This is a genomic window from Zooshikella sp. RANM57 (assembly GCF_050749885.1).
GTDB lineage: Bacteria > Pseudomonadota > Gammaproteobacteria > Pseudomonadales > Zooshikellaceae > Zooshikella.
This window is the reverse complement of the sequence record NZ_JBOIUB010000001.1, coordinates 754,306-769,546: the sequence shown is the minus strand read 5'-3', so window position 1 is coordinate 769,546 and position 15,241 is coordinate 754,306. Positions and strand designations below refer to the sequence as shown.

The 15,241-nt window shown below is 41.1% G+C and carries 14 protein-coding genes and 1 riboswitch; of the genes, 1 reads left to right on the top strand and 13 read right to left on the bottom strand.

Going from position 1 to position 15,241, the window contains the following annotated elements:
- Window positions 1-48: 48 nt before the first annotated feature.
- From moaA to ACQ96U_RS02950, 3 genes are all read right to left on the bottom strand, one after another.
- Window positions 49-1,023 (bottom strand): GTP 3',8-cyclase MoaA, encoded by a 975-nt coding sequence (gene moaA, locus ACQ96U_RS02960; protein WP_431719738.1) that lies wholly within the window; start codon window positions 1,021-1,023, stop codon window positions 49-51.
- Window positions 1,012-1,143: riboswitch (molybdenum cofactor riboswitch) on the bottom strand. It overlaps the preceding gene by 12 nt.
- Window positions 1,144-1,704: 561 nt before the next feature.
- Window positions 1,705-2,604, bottom strand: coding sequence for a DMT family transporter (locus ACQ96U_RS02955; RefSeq protein WP_431719737.1), 900 nt, complete (start codon window positions 2,602-2,604; stop codon window positions 1,705-1,707).
- Entirely contained in the window at window positions 2,601-3,485 is an 885-nt protein-coding gene (locus tag ACQ96U_RS02950) for an aspartyl/asparaginyl beta-hydroxylase domain-containing protein (RefSeq protein ID WP_431719736.1), read from the bottom strand. Before ACQ96U_RS02950 ends, ACQ96U_RS02955 begins: the two co-directional genes overlap by 4 nt.
- Window positions 3,486-3,944: 459 nt before the next feature.
- Here ACQ96U_RS02950 and ACQ96U_RS02945 point away from each other — a divergent pair, with 459 nt between their 5' ends.
- Window positions 3,945-4,703, top strand: coding sequence for a substrate-binding periplasmic protein (locus tag ACQ96U_RS02945; RefSeq protein ID WP_431719735.1), 759 nt, complete (start codon window positions 3,945-3,947; stop codon window positions 4,701-4,703).
- Between the two features lie 111 nt (window positions 4,704-4,814).
- Here the strand turns inward: ACQ96U_RS02945 and der are convergent, their stop codons facing one another.
- The 10 genes from der to iscX form a co-directional block, all read right to left on the bottom strand.
- Window positions 4,815-6,350, bottom strand: coding sequence for a ribosome biogenesis GTPase Der (gene der / locus ACQ96U_RS02940; protein ID WP_431719734.1), 1,536 nt, complete (start codon window positions 6,348-6,350; stop codon window positions 4,815-4,817).
- Window positions 6,351-6,622: 272 nt separating this feature from the next.
- Window positions 6,623-7,804, bottom strand: a complete 1,182-nt coding sequence (gene bamB, locus ACQ96U_RS02935) for an outer membrane protein assembly factor BamB (RefSeq protein ID WP_431719733.1) — start codon at window positions 7,802-7,804, stop codon at window positions 6,623-6,625.
- Window positions 7,805-8,479 (bottom strand): YfgM family protein, encoded by a 675-nt coding sequence (locus ACQ96U_RS02930; protein WP_431719732.1) that lies wholly within the window; start codon window positions 8,477-8,479, stop codon window positions 7,805-7,807.
- Between the two features lie 328 nt (window positions 8,480-8,807).
- Window positions 8,808-10,094, bottom strand: coding sequence for a histidine--tRNA ligase (gene hisS, locus ACQ96U_RS02925; protein ID WP_431719731.1), 1,287 nt, complete (start codon window positions 10,092-10,094; stop codon window positions 8,808-8,810).
- 143 nt (window positions 10,095-10,237) lie between these two features.
- The gene (gene ispG / locus ACQ96U_RS02920) at window positions 10,238-11,350 is read right to left on the bottom strand and encodes a flavodoxin-dependent (E)-4-hydroxy-3-methylbut-2-enyl-diphosphate synthase (protein ID WP_431719730.1); all 1,113 of its coding nucleotides are present in this window, start codon (window positions 11,348-11,350) and stop codon (window positions 10,238-10,240) included.
- 6 nt (window positions 11,351-11,356) lie between these two features.
- Window positions 11,357-12,406, bottom strand: coding sequence for a RodZ domain-containing protein (locus ACQ96U_RS02915; protein WP_431719729.1), 1,050 nt, complete (start codon window positions 12,404-12,406; stop codon window positions 11,357-11,359).
- The gene (gene pilW, locus ACQ96U_RS02910; RefSeq protein WP_431719728.1) at window positions 12,393-13,160 is read right to left on the bottom strand and encodes a type IV pilus biogenesis/stability protein PilW; all 768 of its coding nucleotides are present in this window, start codon (window positions 13,158-13,160) and stop codon (window positions 12,393-12,395) included. Before pilW ends, ACQ96U_RS02915 begins: the two co-directional genes overlap by 14 nt.
- Window positions 13,161-13,220: 60 nt before the next feature.
- Window positions 13,221-14,348 carry a 23S rRNA (adenine(2503)-C(2))-methyltransferase RlmN gene (rlmN, locus tag ACQ96U_RS02905; protein ID WP_431719727.1) on the bottom strand — a complete coding sequence of 376 codons (1,128 nt, stop codon included), beginning with the start codon at window positions 14,346-14,348 and terminating at the stop codon, window positions 13,221-13,223.
- A gap of 40 nt (window positions 14,349-14,388) precedes the next feature.
- Window positions 14,389-14,820 (bottom strand): nucleoside-diphosphate kinase, encoded by a 432-nt coding sequence (gene ndk, locus ACQ96U_RS02900; protein WP_431719726.1) that lies wholly within the window; start codon window positions 14,818-14,820, stop codon window positions 14,389-14,391.
- Window positions 14,821-14,989: 169 nt separating this feature from the next.
- Window positions 14,990-15,190 (bottom strand): Fe-S cluster assembly protein IscX, encoded by a 201-nt coding sequence (gene iscX, locus ACQ96U_RS02895; RefSeq protein ID WP_431719725.1) that lies wholly within the window; start codon window positions 15,188-15,190, stop codon window positions 14,990-14,992.
- Between the last annotated feature and the right edge of the window lie 51 nt (window positions 15,191-15,241).

Here is a 15,241-nt window from a genome sequence, read left to right as displayed (position 1 = left end):
ATAAAGCTTTTTAATAAAACCTGTAAGCTGAAAATGATTCACCTAACCTTATCCACCGAGCATAGAAAGGTGTTGAATCATGCCAGACTGGCCTTGATGCAATAAGTGACTGGGAGTTTTATGCGTAATAAGATGTGTAATAGCCATTGCGAGCTGTTCAGCATCCTCTTGTTGCGCATATTCTCTTAGATCAATACCCTCATTGGCAAACAGGCATAAGTGAAGCTTACCAAGCGCAGAGATGCGTAAACGATTACAGCTTTTACAAAAGTCTTTACTGTAAGGTCTGATCACGCCGATACGCCCCTGATAGTCGGGATGCCAAAACTCTTCAGCAGGACCCGCATCATGGGTTTTAATAATGGGTTGCCAGCCTTGTTTTAGCAATTTTGCAATAATTGAAGCGCCACTTACATGCTGCGCTTTAAAAAAAGCTTCATTGTCTCCGGTCTGCATCAACTCAATAAACCGCAACGTCACAGGTTGATTTTTAAGCCAATCAATAAACTGATCAATCTCTGTGGCATTATCGTTCTTTAATAGAACAGCATTAACCTTTATGGAGCTAATCCCCAAAGACTGTGCACGTTCAATGCCAGCAAGCACTTTATGCAAACGATCATGGCCTGTTATTTTCTTAAAGTTAGCTGGATTTAAGCTGTCGATACTGACATTTAATGCATCCAATCCCGCGTCATGCCATGAACTTATTACAGAAGGTAAGTTGTAACCATTAGTAGTGACGGCAACCTTTTTGATTCCGTCTATTTGTTTACATCGCGCAATTATTTCAGGTAACTCCCGTCGCAATGCAGGCTCTCCCCCTGTAAGGCGTATTTTCTCCGTACCCAAAATAGCAAACGCTTTAGCAAATACACTTATTTCTTTTAAGGATAAAAAGTCAGGAGTAGACTTGTCGCATTGAAAACCATCAGGTAGGCAGTAGTTACAACGAAAGTTGCAAATATCCGTTACAGAAAGCCGTAAATAATAAAAACGACGGCCAAATGAGTCTTGTAGCATAAAACACCTTTCCAAATTCGGGAGGCTAGCAGATTTCTCTGATAACCCAGTGGTAAAAACCACGGCCAGTACACCATGCCAATGCGGTTTAGGTGTAAAAGCTCGGAGTTTTGACGCATTAAAAATTTTAGGGGTACACGCCTAAAAAACCCTTCACTGAAGGTAATTGACAGTTACTCACCCTAGCGCTAAGTATAATGAGTCATGGCTATGGTGCAAATCGAACATCCATGCTGATCTACAATCTACCCTCACGTCAACGGTTTACCACAATTGATACAGGTTAAAACGCTCTATTACTTTTTGTGTAGCCATAGTGAAAAACCTATAAACATATTGCCTAGCATACTGTGCCTCTATCAATGAGAACACGAATTATCACTAAATATTTCATGACCATGTCAAAAAGCAATGCCTGTACCTATATGGTTGTAGACTTCCCCACAAGAGGCAGCCATACCTATCACAAAATACCATTGGAGAAGCATACCTATGCAGGGGGAGCACATGATGAAAAGCTATTAAGAAGGGTATAATATACTATGGCCTTAGTACCTAAAAGTAGGTATTTTCTAATAAGAATTATTCATTTACGCCAGTGTTTGTTGACCAAACTCAAATAAATTCAACCACTACAACGCCACTTTTTACAATACCCCATCATCATACATTCAATTACACTTATACGTCTTTAACTGAAGTATTGATGGATATTAACTTTGAATCCGGTAATCGATAGAGATAAATTGAAGCAAGTACAGTGGTAGTCCCAATGACTATGACCCATGATAACTGGGTGTCAAAGACAAGGTAATCAAACAACATCGTTAAAATGGGTACAAAGTAAAATAAAACACTGACCTTACTTGCAGCATCCTTCTGCAACATAAATAACAACAGTAGCACAGCGCCAACAGAAACTACGACAATCATCCATGAAGAAGCAACGATAAAATTAGTGTCAATGTTAGCATCCCAACCCACAAGAGAAATAATTGTTATAAACAAAACAGATGCTGCACAATATTGTAAAAATGCAGAAATGAGTGGCGGTTGATTACTTTGCTTTTGATGTACTGAGCCGATGGTAATTGCAAGTACAGATAATAAACCAAACACAATTCCCCATACGGTGATATTGCTTGTATCTTGTGCCCCCACAATAGCAATTGCCAGCCCTAAAAGTCCTATCAGCAGAAAAATATATTTGGATAGTCCTATTTGCTCCCTTCCCACAATGGGGGTCAACATCGGCTGCAAACCTAGTACTAATGCCAACACGCCAGGTGACAAATCGTAATAAATCGCCAGAAAGAAACAACTTTGATACGCGCCTTGCAACAAAAGCCCTGTAATGAATAGGCTAGAAAGGTCTTTCTTCGTTAAATATCGTATTTCTGTAAATACTGAACGAAAAAAAATACCGATGATGATGAGCAACAGAAGCAATGCTCCTGTTGCTCGTACCGCCAAAAAAGACCATACAGATGCACTGGTTAATCCCAGCTTTACAAAAATCGCCCCACTACTCCACATCACTAAAAAGAGAATCGGCGCAAACTTTTCTAATAATTTAGTCATGCTACTTGTTTTGATGTCCAATTATTTATTGAAAAGCGCTCATCTAACGCTCGCTCATGTATAAGATACCTTTTTAAGTCACGAGCTTTCTCCTCTAAGTCCTGGTGCTCCCCTTTAATACAGGCATCAATTAACCACTGATAGCACTCAGCAACTTCAATATCATAAATAAAATGATATTTTGATAAAGCAAATAATATATCCTTAAACGTTTCCTTGCTAAGAATAAGTGACATACTGTCAACAATACTCTCTTTAAGAGATTCAGGCAATGCTTGTCGTTGTTTATAGGTTGGCTTGACATCAAACACTACATTAGATGTATATTTAAAGATATCACTATCGTTAAACTCATCTTTAAAAATAAAGTCAAGACATAAAAACATGCGACTTTGAAAGGAAAAGTTTATAGCAGCATGGTTTATTCCTGCATCTAAATACCACACTTCTCCAGGTTTCATTTGAAATACACCTGTACTGTCAGAGTGGTACGAATCTTCATTATTTTCTAGTGGGATAAAAACTCTAAAATAGCTTACCCCTTTATCGAGTTCAACAAAGTCTCTATGTGGAATCACCATACCGTCAATTAAGTTTCGTGCACGCACCATGCGTAATGTTTCTATACTAAAGTTTTCTTCTATGAAACGCTTAATTTCTGGGCAGAAATCCATATATTCTGTAGGTAAACATTGATCAGCATTTTTATACTGACTATCCCCCTTCCTGCCACTACTGTTATACAACGATAAATTTTTCCAGTACCCCTGACCAAATTCATCATATTCTTCACGCTGTTTTGGAATGGCGTTTAGATAATTTACTTCGTCAATAAGTTTATAATTGTCAATATCAATAAAGCCAATTAGTCTCGATGGCATGGCAACTGCTCCCTTTACTCCTGAAAAAGATATTTTTCACTTTTTTATTGGGCACACGTAGAAAACTAAGCACAACCTTTACCAAAGAAAAAGCTTAGTTCTAGAAAGAAGTATTTTCTTATAGATCCTTTATTAAACGCATATAAAATCAAGATTTTTTCAGCATCTTGTTGCAGTTAATTTACATTAAAACCAAATATATTTGTATTAGACTTTAGTATATACAAAGCAGTCATTATTTTTACCTATCTCCACAAATAGAAAAAAGCATTAAGTAACGAATACATCAATAATTTTTTCATTATTCAACAGCCGGTTTTAGTGCTATTGAAGGAATTCTTGCTATGTATTTAAACAAAGTTATAGAACAAAATTCTTGTGCTACCCTTATATGGGTATTAACAAACCTTAACATTATGAATTGTGACGAAATATCAAACGCCAATCTCAATATGTTTAATGTTGTTGCTACTTGCAACCCTATCCACCACGGGTATGGCCGCTTGTGTAAAACCAACATTAACCTCATCTTGGATTCATCTCCCACCCTATATGCACAAAGACCCTAGTGGTGGTCTTGATCCTGTTGGGTTTGATGTAACAATTCTTAATCATGTCAGTAATCAATTGAATTGTCCGATAGAGTGGCGTAGCCAACCCTGGAACCGCTCAATGCATGAGATTGAGCAGGGCAAGCTCGATGTGCTTGCTCCAGCGTCTTATAACGCTAAACGTGCAAAGTTTGCCTGGTACAGTGCACCTTTCCGTGCCGAAAGAATGCGTATCGTCGTACTCAAAGCAACTAAAGAGCAGTGGCCTTTAACCAGCCTAGAAGATATGTTGAAACAAAACTTTAGATTGTCTTTTCATTTAGGTACATGGTATGGACCTGAGTTTGAAAAAATAGAAAAAAATCCAAATTTTCAACGCTTACTTTATTCCAACACCGATAATCAAAAACGGCTGCAAATGCTACTGCATAATCGCGTTGATGGCGTCTTAGGAGAGGTACTTTCGCTTTTGCTGGATGCAAAAAAAATGGGAGCCGAAGATAAAATAGCCGTCATTGATTACCCAATACATGATAATGAAGTTCATTTTATTTTTAGTAAAAAAACCATACCAGAAGACTTTATTCAGTCGTTTAACCAAGTATTAAAAACATACAAAGGTTCCTCAGATTACCCTACATTTAGCTATTCGCCTTCAATAAAATAATGCATTAATTATGCTTACTACATTTAAATCTACTATATAAATATCACAGCATAAAAAAAGCTGCAGTATGCAGCTTTTTATGTATATCCTTTGTTTTAAGGTATAACTTTATTATTTCTTTTTCTTCTTGCGCTTTTTTTCTTGTTTTTTTACATGCTGGACCAGCCGTTTTTTCTTGGCAACTTGTCTATCAGTCAGTTTATTCTTTTTACCTGCAAAAGGATTCTCTCCAGTCCTAAACTCAATCTGAATAGGTGATCCCACAATCTTTAATTCACGACGAAAAGTGTTTTCCAAATACCGCTGATAAGTTTGAGGTACTGCTGCAGTCTGGTTTCCGTGAACAACAACAAGAGGGGGATTTAAACCACCCAAGTGTGCATAACGTAATTTGATACGATGCCCATTAACGAGAGGCGGTTGATGTTCTGCAACAGCATCTTCCAGTAAGCGTGTCAGTCTATTACTGGACCAACGTGTCGTTGCTGCTTTATACGCTTCATTAACAGACTCGTAAAGATTACCTACACCACTCCCATGCAATGCAGAAATAAAGTGTATTCTGGCAAAATTTGCAAAGCCCAACCGGTACTCAAGCTCGTCTTTGATATCTTGCTTAACGCGCTGCTCTAAGCCATCCCATTTATTAACGGCAATGACCAAAGCTCGACCCGTTTCAATTACAAACCCTAATAAGTGAAGATCTTGCTCTACTAATCCAGTTCTAGCATCCAACACTAAAATAACGACATTGGCATCACGAATAGCCTGCAGGGTTTTTACCACAGAAAATTTTTCAATAGACTCGGCCACACGTCCGCGACGTCTTACTCCTGCAGTATCAATTAAGGTATATCGTTGCTCATTACGCTCAAAGGGGATATATACACTGTCTCGCGTAGTACCTGCATGGTCATAAACCACAACCCGCTCTTCACCCAGCAACCGGTTAACAAGCGTTGATTTCCCTACATTGGGACGCCCTACAATTGCTACTTTGGTTCCGTGCTCAGTTTCAGCTGATACAGATTGCTCAACATTTTTAATGGAGCCTTCTCCAGCAATAGAACCATCTTCAGTGGGCAGGTCACTATCAGCTAATAGTTCACCTGTAAGCAATTCTTCTGACTCAAAGAGAGGCGTTTCAACTTCAGGCCTGGGAAATAACTCCATCACCTGATTGATCATACCTCGGACATTACGTCCATGCGCCGCAGCAATACCGACTGTCTCAGCAATACCTAGTTGATAAAACTCACTTTTCGCAACATCATCATCAATGCCATCAATCTTATTCACAATCAGAAATGTAGGCTTATTTCGGGTACGTAAATGCTGCCCAATCATCTCATCAGCTGCGGTTAGTCCTACTCTGGCATCGACAAGGAATAACACAGCATCGGCTTCTTCGATAGCTTGTAATGACTGTTGAGCCATTGCTGCATCAATACCTTCTTCATTGCCAGAAATACCACCTGTATCAATGACAATGTAATCCCGATCCCCCAGTTTACCTTCTCCATACTGACGGTCACGAGTGAGTCCTGAATAGTTTGCAACTAAAGCATCCCGAGAACGGGTTAAACGATTAAATAATGTTGATTTACCAACATTAGGCCGACCGACAAGCGCGATAACTGGATTCATACCACTGAATACTCAATACAAGCAGATCACTTAACTGTACGACTTAAAGGCCGCTTTGATTAAGCCCTTGATTACACAGGTAAGCCACTACTTTATTTAATGATCAATACACTACTGCTTTGTAAAACTACTCTTCAACTCAAATCATTAGCTTTCGAAATAGTCTTACAAAGCATATCCTCTGATACCTATCAGCAGGAAGCAATTTCTACTACGAGTATAAACAAAACGGCTGCTTAACGAGTAAGCAGCCGTTTTGTTAAAATAACATATTAGTCTTCTTCTTTTAAACCTACTTTCAACGCAGCCAGTTCACCGCCTCGTCCATAGACAAAAAGCAATACACCATCAGACTGTGGAGCGACTTGAATACCATCGCCATCCACTTTAATTCGTCCGGCAAACTGTCCATCTAACTGAGACAAAAAGTGCACATAGCCTTCATAGTCTCCCACAGCAATGTAATTACTATGTGCCGCAGGAGGCGTTACTTTCCTATACTCAAGTTCAGTTTGTGTCCACTGAGTACCACCTGTCTCCTGATCGAGTGCAGTAATATGCCCATTGGTACCAGACATGTACAAGTTGCCAAATCCTTGAGTTAAACCACCATAACTTGATGCTTCCTGCTGCCAAAGCAGGCTTCCACTTCGGGGGTCTATGGCAACCGCATTACCCTGGAAGCTAACAGCATAAAGTTTATTTTCACTAAGTAACAAAGGCCCATCAATATCAACCATTCGTTCCAGTTCATTACGCCCCTTAGGAATCGCAACCTTTTGCTTCCAAATCTGGAAACCTCTATCAGCAACGAATGCTTTAACTTCACCATCAGCAAAACCACTGAAGACAGCCCCAGACACAATCAACGGTGTACTGGTTCCTTGCAAACTTAAAATGGGCTGGCTACCTTCATAAATCCACACCTGTTCGCCGTTATTGATATCAAGCGCAATCAGCTTATCATCTTTGGTATGAACAACGACAACCGAACCATCTGTCGCTGCAGGTGCTAAAATCTCACTACTTAATTGAACTCGCCATAACTCGCTACCATCCGCCTGGCTTAACGCAACCAGTTCACCCGCCTGAGTACCAATAAAGACTTTTTCATAACCCGCGGCAACCCCCCCCATCACCTTTTCATCAAGCTCAATTGACCAGTTTTCTTTGCCTGAATCAGAGTTAAGTGAATACACTTCACCTTCGATGTCACAAACAAACAACTTCCCGCCATCAATGGCCGGTACTAGTTTTACATAACGGTGACCATCCACCCCGTCACCAATCTGTTTACTCCACACTTCCTCAATATTGATGGTTTCCTCAAAATCAACCAGCGGCTTTGGCTCAAGCACAACCTCATCTTCAGAATCAAAGATGCTACATGCTGAAAGCGTCATCACCATACAGAATGTGGTAGCTATTTTTAAAGGTTGAGGTATATAGCGCATCTATGCACCTTCCTTCGCAACAGCGATGTTATCAAGCTTAACTTGAATGGTAGGGTCAACTTGCTCCGCTTTTTCTCCCGCAGCAATAGCCTTGGTATACGCTTCACGTGCTTCACTCAACTTGTTAAGTGCAACATAGAAGTCACCTTTCGCATGTTCATACGACATAAGGTAAGCTTTGGCATCAACATTGTTGATCAAATCCAGCGCTTGTTGTGCATTCTCCGCATCTTGCGCAAAAATAACCCGTGCCAGACGAAGCTGCGCTAACAGTTCAATATTTTCTTCAGGCTTTTGATCTAATACCCATTGTAGTTCCTGTTGCGCTTTTTCCAGGTCTTCATCTTTAACCCCTTGCTGTGCTCGCAAAAGGGCCGCAAATTGAGCATACGTTGAGCTACTAAAATCAGTTTTTAACTTACCCAATAAATGATTAAAAGTAGATAAGTCATCCTCAGATAATGTGCCAAACTGTCCTTTGTTAACAACATTAATAACATCTTGAAACAGTGCAGAAGCCTCAGCTGCTTGGGCATCTTGGTAGTTATTCCAGGCTTTGTAGCCAAAAACACCCGTCAGTGCGATAGCTAGCCCAACAACAATCGCAGACCCATTTTCTTTCCACCATTGCTTGATGACTTCAATTTGTTCTTCTTCAGTGCGGTAACTATCCACCCTAAGCTCCTATAAAAAGTCTGCAAAAATCTATAAAAACCTGCATGTCAGCTGCGTGTATGTTGCCTGCAAGGGACATTCTACGGTCAGCAAACCCGAAAAGCTCAAACCCGAAAAATCATGTGCTTTGGGTATGATGCGCTTAAGTAAAACGTATATGTTTAGAATTATTTGACCACAATGCCACACATTTTGTTAATCAGATTTTTATATTCTATATGAGGCATTTGGCATAAAAGCCCAGTTTTGTTAAAAAATCCTTAAAAATTACTACTTAAAACCCGTCAGTTGAAAACGTTCAACCTGACGGGTTTCTTTATTTACAAGCCTATTCCGCAAAAGACTGCTCGGCAAACCAAGCAATTGCATCAGACAGTGACATCACCTGCTGTGTACCTTCACCCCGTAACGGCTTGATGGCAACAGTACTTTCTTGAAGCTCATTTTCACCAATGATAATGGCTACATGCGCACCACTTTTATCCGCTTTTTTCATCTGGCTCTTAAAGCTTCCACCACTACAGTTCATCTGTAATCGAATACCAGGGACTTCATTACGAATAGTCTCTGCTACTTGAAAAGCATATCCCGTAATATTTTCACCTGCCGCCACCAAATAGACATCAACATGATTATACACTGTCTCTGGTACAACCTTCAGGGTTTCCAAAAGCAGAATTAAGCGCTCAATACCCATGCCAAATCCAACTGCGGGTGTTGGCTTTCCACCTAACTGCTCTACTAAACCGTCATAGCGTCCACCACCACAGACTGTTCCTTGAGCACCAAGTTCATCCGTAACCCATTCGAAAACCGTTTTCGTGTAATAATCCAATCCTCTTACCAGCTTTGGGTTGACTTCAAACTCAATACCAGCTGAAGATAGTAACGCTTTCAGCTGATCAAAATGCTGTTTCGATTCATCATCCAAATAGTCCAATAACATTGGAGCATCAGCCAGAATAGTCTGGGTTTCAGGGTTTTTACTATCCAGCACACGCAGCGGATTAGTGTAAAGACGCTTTTGACTATCCGCATCCAACTTATCCTGGTGCTTTTCCAGATAAGCAATAAGCGCTTCTCGATGGGCTTTACGGCTTTCAGGTGTCCCAAGCGAATTAAGCTGCAAAGACACCGCCTTATCAATGCCCAGCCTACGCCAAAGTCGTGCCGTTAAGATAATAACTTCAGCATCAATATCAGGACCCACCATGCCAAAACACTCTAAACCTAGCTGGTGAAACTGTCGATACCGCCCTTTTTGTGGTCGTTCATAGCGAAACATAGGACCCATATACCACAAACGCTGTACTTGGTTATGGAGTAAGCCTTGCTGTAATGCAGCTCTTACCGCACCTGCAGTACCTTCTGGACGCAATGTGATACTTTCATCATTACGGTCAGCAAAGGTGTACATTTCTTTTTCAACAATATCCGTCACTTCGCCAATAGAGCGCTTAAACAAATCTGTGCTTTCAACTAAAGGCGTACGCAGCTCGGAATAGCCATAAGCGCTCAGCACCTCATGGATATGATGCTCCACATACTGCCATAAGGGACTTTGGCTAGGGAGAATATCATTCATTCCACGAATTGCTTGAATTTGTGTGGCCAACGCTCTTTACCTATCAATTAAAGTGACAAACTAAAACCACGATGTCGCTAGACATCGTGGCCACATCATGAATTAAGGGGAAATAGTTTACGGATTATTTAAAAGACTTCCAGCACAGCGGCATACTCTTTTTATATCTCTTACTAAACTTTGATGATGGTATTGGCCTCGTCAGCCTGACGCTGAGCTATTTTTTCCCTAATTTTACGTTCCAGCTCATTAACCAAATCATTGTTGGTGACTTTATAGCTGGGCTTTCCATCTTCATAAACAAGATTATTTGGAGTACCACCTGTTAAACCAATATCAGCTTCACGCGCTTCACCAGGGCCATTGACAACACAACCAATCACAGCAACATCAAGCGGTGTCGTCACATCTTCCAGTCTGGCTTCAAGCTCATTCATGGTCTTGATGACATCAAAATTTTGCCGTGAACAGCTTGGGCAGGCTACAAAGTTAATCCCTTTTGCTCTCAACTTTAGACTTTTTAAAATATCAAAGCCCACTTTAATTTCTTGCACTGGATCAGCAGCTAACGAAACACGTAGCGTGTCACCAATGCCATCCATCAGCAGCATGCCTAGCCCAATGGATGATTTAACGGTGCCAGAGCGAAATGCACCTGCTTCAGTGATGCCTAGGTGAAGAGGTTGCTCTATCTGTTCAGCCAATAAGCGATAAGCTGCAACTGTTGTAAAAACATCTGAAGCCTTAAGACTGACTTTAAAGTCCTGAAAGTCCAATCGGTCTAATATTTCAATATGGCGTAATGCTGACTCAACCAGAGCAGCGGGTGTTGGCTCTCCATACTTTTTCTGCAGCTCTTTTTCTAATGAGCCTGCATTCACGCCAATACGAATGGGTATATTACGATCACGTGCAGCATCGACCACAGCTCGAACACGATCTTCTCGTCCAATATTACCGGGATTAATTCTTAAACAATCAACGCCATGTTCAGCAACTTTAAGCGCAATACGGTAATCAAAGTGAATGTCAGCAATTAATGGGACATTAACCTGCTGGCGAATCGCCGAAAATGCTTCTGCTGCTTCCATCGAGGGTACAGAAACACGGACAATATCCGCACCAACCTCTTCCAGCTGCTTAATTTGTCCAACGGTTGCAGCCACATCACAGGTTTCAGTATTCGTCATACTTTGAACAGAAATGGGTGCATCACCACCTACGGGTACATTACCCACCATAATCTGCCTGGATTTACGTCTTTTAATAGGAGATTCAAATTGCATAGTGATTTATTCTGAGTCCTGTCCAAGTACAAAGTGAGCTACATTTCCTCGTGAACGTCCCTCCAAATTCACGCTATTATCATTAAATTTCAGTTGCTCAACAGCGTTTACATTACCTAATACAATTTTTATAGGGCCTGAATGTGAAACACTCAGCGAATTACCTGCCTGTTTAAGGCCTGCAGCCAACATTTTATTAGTTTTCGCGTCACGAACTTCTATCCAACATTCATTTTTAAAAACGGCTTCGAGGGTATTTTCATTTTTTACCGCCGCCACGGCTGATGAAGCACTGGTATCTGTTGACGCCTCGTTATCTGTAGTACTCGTTTCATTTTCTTCAGCCACCACCTGGTCACTGGTTTGCCCGCCTGTGGCATCTTCACTGTGACTTTGTCCTTCAATCTGTTCTAGAGGTGAACGAGTCTCAGCAGTGACTGATGCCTCTGGAATGGATTGCTCTTCTTCAGCAACATTTCCAGACGTTTCGGCTGAAAGTGCATGATCAGTAGTGACTTCTTCTGCAGGGTCAGGGATTAAATCAGAAACAACATTTTCACCATCAACTGTCTCAACCGTAATTTGCTCTGCCCCTGTATCGGCATCCAATGCATCACTGTTTTGACGTTCTAGCAGGTCATATCGCCACCAAACGATAGTCATAATCACAAGAACGATGATGACTAAGTAACTAAACCACTTAACTAAAGGGGTATGAGCAGCTGCTTGGGTAGATACTTTTTGGACGGGTTCTGGACAGTGGGCTTCTGGTTTTTTTCCTGTGTAGGAATCAAAAGCTTTAGCCACATTATCGCGGTTCAAGCCTACTCTTCTTGCATAGTTACAGACATAACCTCGCGCAAAGGTTAATCCAGGTAGTTGCTCAAAGTCATCCTGCTCAATCGCATCTACATAACTGACTGATATTTTCAGTTGATTGGCAATAACTTCTTGAGCTAAACCTTGTTCGAGGCGAGCCTGGCGCAATAAAGCGCCAGGTGTTAAGACGGCTTGCTCTTGAGTGGAAACAATTTCTTCTTTCTTAAGGTTTTTCATTCGCCATCATACCTTGATACTGCTTTAGTTCAGGAGAACCAGGATACATTTTCCGCAGTTGTAAACCATAACTGGCCATACGGTCATTATCATTGAAAGCCTTGGCTATTTGTATCCCTATTAGCAGTGAACGTGCATCTTGTGAGGCAAGTTGAGTAAATGCCTTATAATGCTCTCGTGCTTCACTATAGTTGGACTGCTCATATAGCAGGTTTGACAACTCCAGATGTGAACGAGATAACTCTTTGTTTAACCGTAATGCCCGGCGAAAGCTCGCTTCAGCTCCTTCTTTATCTTTAAGCTGCAACTGGGTTAAACCCAAGTTTTCAAAGCTACGGCTCCGCTCAGTGTAATCAATATTATTAGCTGCTTTTTGGAAATATTCTGCAGCCTCTTGGTAACGTTCTATATCATACAAAAAAGCGGCATAGTTGTTATTGGTTTCAGCATCATCCCGATCTTCCCACAAGGCTTTTCGAAAATACTTTTCGGCCAATTCTACTTCACCATCTTGATGGTAAGTTAGTGCTAAAACACTCAACGCCCTAACAGAGTCACTGTCATATTTTAAAGCACGCTCTAGCTTTGCTCGCGCATTTTCGATATCACCCTGACGCAAATAGGCAATACCTAAATTCACGTAACTCTCAGCCGCTTTTTCACGGTCAATAGCCTCTTTACCACCAGTGCTGACACACCCTGTTAATTGCCATGCTAATAACCCAGTAAACAATAACGCTTTGGCTTTTCTCATTTGATCCCCCAGATAATAAGACAATTGCCATGTTGTTATTGTTATTTTTTATGATCTATCTCACACTGGCAACTGTTTCGTGTTAATTAACTGAGCTTGATGAAGATAACGTTGGCTACGACGCGTCCTGTCCTGAACTATTCCAGCTAGCTGACCACATGCAGCATCAATATCATCACCGCGCGTTTTACGTACTGTCGTATTATAGCCCGCAGCCAACAAAACCTCTTGAAAACGACGAATCGCATTATTGCTGGGCCGTTGATAGGAGGATAAAGAAAACGGGTTGAAAGGGATTAAATTTATTTTACAAGGAATATCTTTTAAAAGCGTAATGAGCTCTTCAGCATGGTGTTGCTGGTCGTTAACATCTTTAATCAGTGTGTACTCGATAGTAATCCGTCGTTTATCTGCCAAGCCATTCATATATTCCTGACAGGCAGGTAATAAAACCTCTAATGGATAGCGTTTATTAATGGGTACTAGCTCGTTTCGCAAAGCATTATTGGGCGCATGCAAAGATAGCGCTAAGGATACATCGGAGTATTTACCCAGTTCTTTTAACGCAGGTACAACACCTGAAGTACTTAATGTAACCCGTCGCTTTGAAAGACCAAAGCCAAGGTCGTCCATCATTAAGTTCATCGACGCCACCACATTATCAAAATTCAGTAGCGGCTCGCCCATTCCCATCATAACCACATTAGTAATACTTCGGTCTTGTTTATGTGGGACATTATTAAATGATTTAGCAGCAATCCATACTTGACCAATAATTTCTGCTGCCGTTAAGTCAGAGTTAAACCCCTGCTTACCCGTTGAGCAAAAACTACAATCCAGCGCACAACCTGCTTGAGAAGACACACAAAGCGTTCCACGCCCACTTTCAGGTATAAATACAGTTTCCACACAGCTGCCACTGGCAACTTCAACAATCCATTTACGTGTACCATCAGCAGAATAATCACAGCTAACAACTTTAGGGCCTTTGATTTCAGCACACTGGCTCAGTTTTGCTCTTAACCCTTTGCCCAGGTTAGTCATCTGTTCAAAGTCGTCCACGCCATAGTGGTAAATCCACTTCATAACCTGAGTTGCACGAAATTTTTTCTCACCAATAGACTCGAAATACGCCTCTAACATCGGGCGCGGCAAACCTAACAGGTTAACTTTTTGTGCATCGCTCATCGTGAATTTACCTATCGTACAGACGTGGACATCAATCAAATTAACGAGTACGAGGACATACTTCGTCGTCACTGAAGAAGTAAGCTACTTCACGTGCTGCAGATGTTTCAGAATCCGAACCATGTACTGCATTCTCATCTATAGTTGATGCGAACTCAGCACGAATTGTACCTGGTGCAGCGTCTTGAGGGTTAGTAGCACCCATCAACTCACGGTTTTTAACAATGGCATTCTCGCCTTCTAAAGCAGAAACAACAACTGGACCAGAAGTCATAAACGCAACAAGATCGTTGAAAAATGGGCGTTCTTTGTGCTCTGCATAGAAACCTTCGGCCTGCTCTTTTGACAGGTGAAGCATTTTAGTTGCAACAATTTTCAGGCCAGCTTCTTCAAAACGGCTGAAAATTTTACCAATGACATTTTTAGAAACAGCATCGGGCTTAATAATTGAAAGAGTACGTTCTACTGACATGTTTTTCTCCACAAAACCGTAACAGTTAATGGCAAATGGGTGATTGAACAATGCCCTATACCCACCATTAAACTAACTTCATTGGCAGTGGGTATAATACACAAAACCCGCGGATTATACGCAGGTTCTAGTAAAATAACAGCCTTTTGGCAGATGAAGCGTCCGTTAATCAATCAGCTTCTTCAATCCAAGCCGCTTGGATTGCTTCTAAAATTTTTTCGCCGCAACGATGAGAGTCATCATCAAAGTCTGGAAGCGCCATCACCCAATTGCGCAAGTCTACAAAGTTCACGTAACGCGGATCGACATCTTGATGCTGCTCTGCCAGTTCAATAGCAATATCATTTACATCAGTCCAGCATAAACTCATCTATCATTCACCTCGAAAGTAAGAGAGCGATCAGCCTTTTACAACATACAA

Coding starts and splice junctions, on each gene's coding strand:
- ACQ96U_RS02955 (WP_431719737.1), bottom strand. CDS start 2,604: ATGACTAAATTATTAGAAAAGTTTGCGCCGATTCTCTTTTTAGTGATG.
- bamB (WP_431719733.1), bottom strand. CDS start 7,804: ATGCGCTATATACCTCAACCTTTAAAAATAGCTACCACATTCTGTATG.
- ACQ96U_RS02915 (WP_431719729.1), bottom strand. CDS start 12,406: ATGAAAAACCTTAAGAAAGAAGAAATTGTTTCCACTCAAGAGCAAGCC.
- pilW (WP_431719728.1), bottom strand. CDS start 13,160: ATGAGAAAAGCCAAAGCGTTATTGTTTACTGGGTTATTAGCATGGCAA.
- iscX (WP_431719725.1), bottom strand. CDS start 15,190: ATGAGTTTATGCTGGACTGATGTAAATGATATTGCTATTGAACTGGCA.
- ACQ96U_RS02945 (WP_431719735.1), top strand. CDS start 3,945: ATGTTGTTGCTACTTGCAACCCTATCCACCACGGGTATGGCCGCTTGT.
- ACQ96U_RS02950 (WP_431719736.1), bottom strand. CDS start 3,485: ATGCCATCGAGACTAATTGGCTTTATTGATATTGACAATTATAAACTT.
- ndk (WP_431719726.1), bottom strand. CDS start 14,820: ATGTCAGTAGAACGTACTCTTTCAATTATTAAGCCCGATGCTGTTTCT.
- ispG (WP_431719730.1), bottom strand. CDS start 11,350: ATGCAATTTGAATCTCCTATTAAAAGACGTAAATCCAGGCAGATTATG.
- der (WP_431719734.1), bottom strand. CDS start 6,350: ATGAATCCAGTTATCGCGCTTGTCGGTCGGCCTAATGTTGGTAAATCA.
- rlmN (WP_431719727.1), bottom strand. CDS start 14,348: ATGAGCGATGCACAAAAAGTTAACCTGTTAGGTTTGCCGCGCCCGATG.
- moaA (WP_431719738.1), bottom strand. CDS start 1,023: ATGCTACAAGACTCATTTGGCCGTCGTTTTTATTATTTACGGCTTTCT.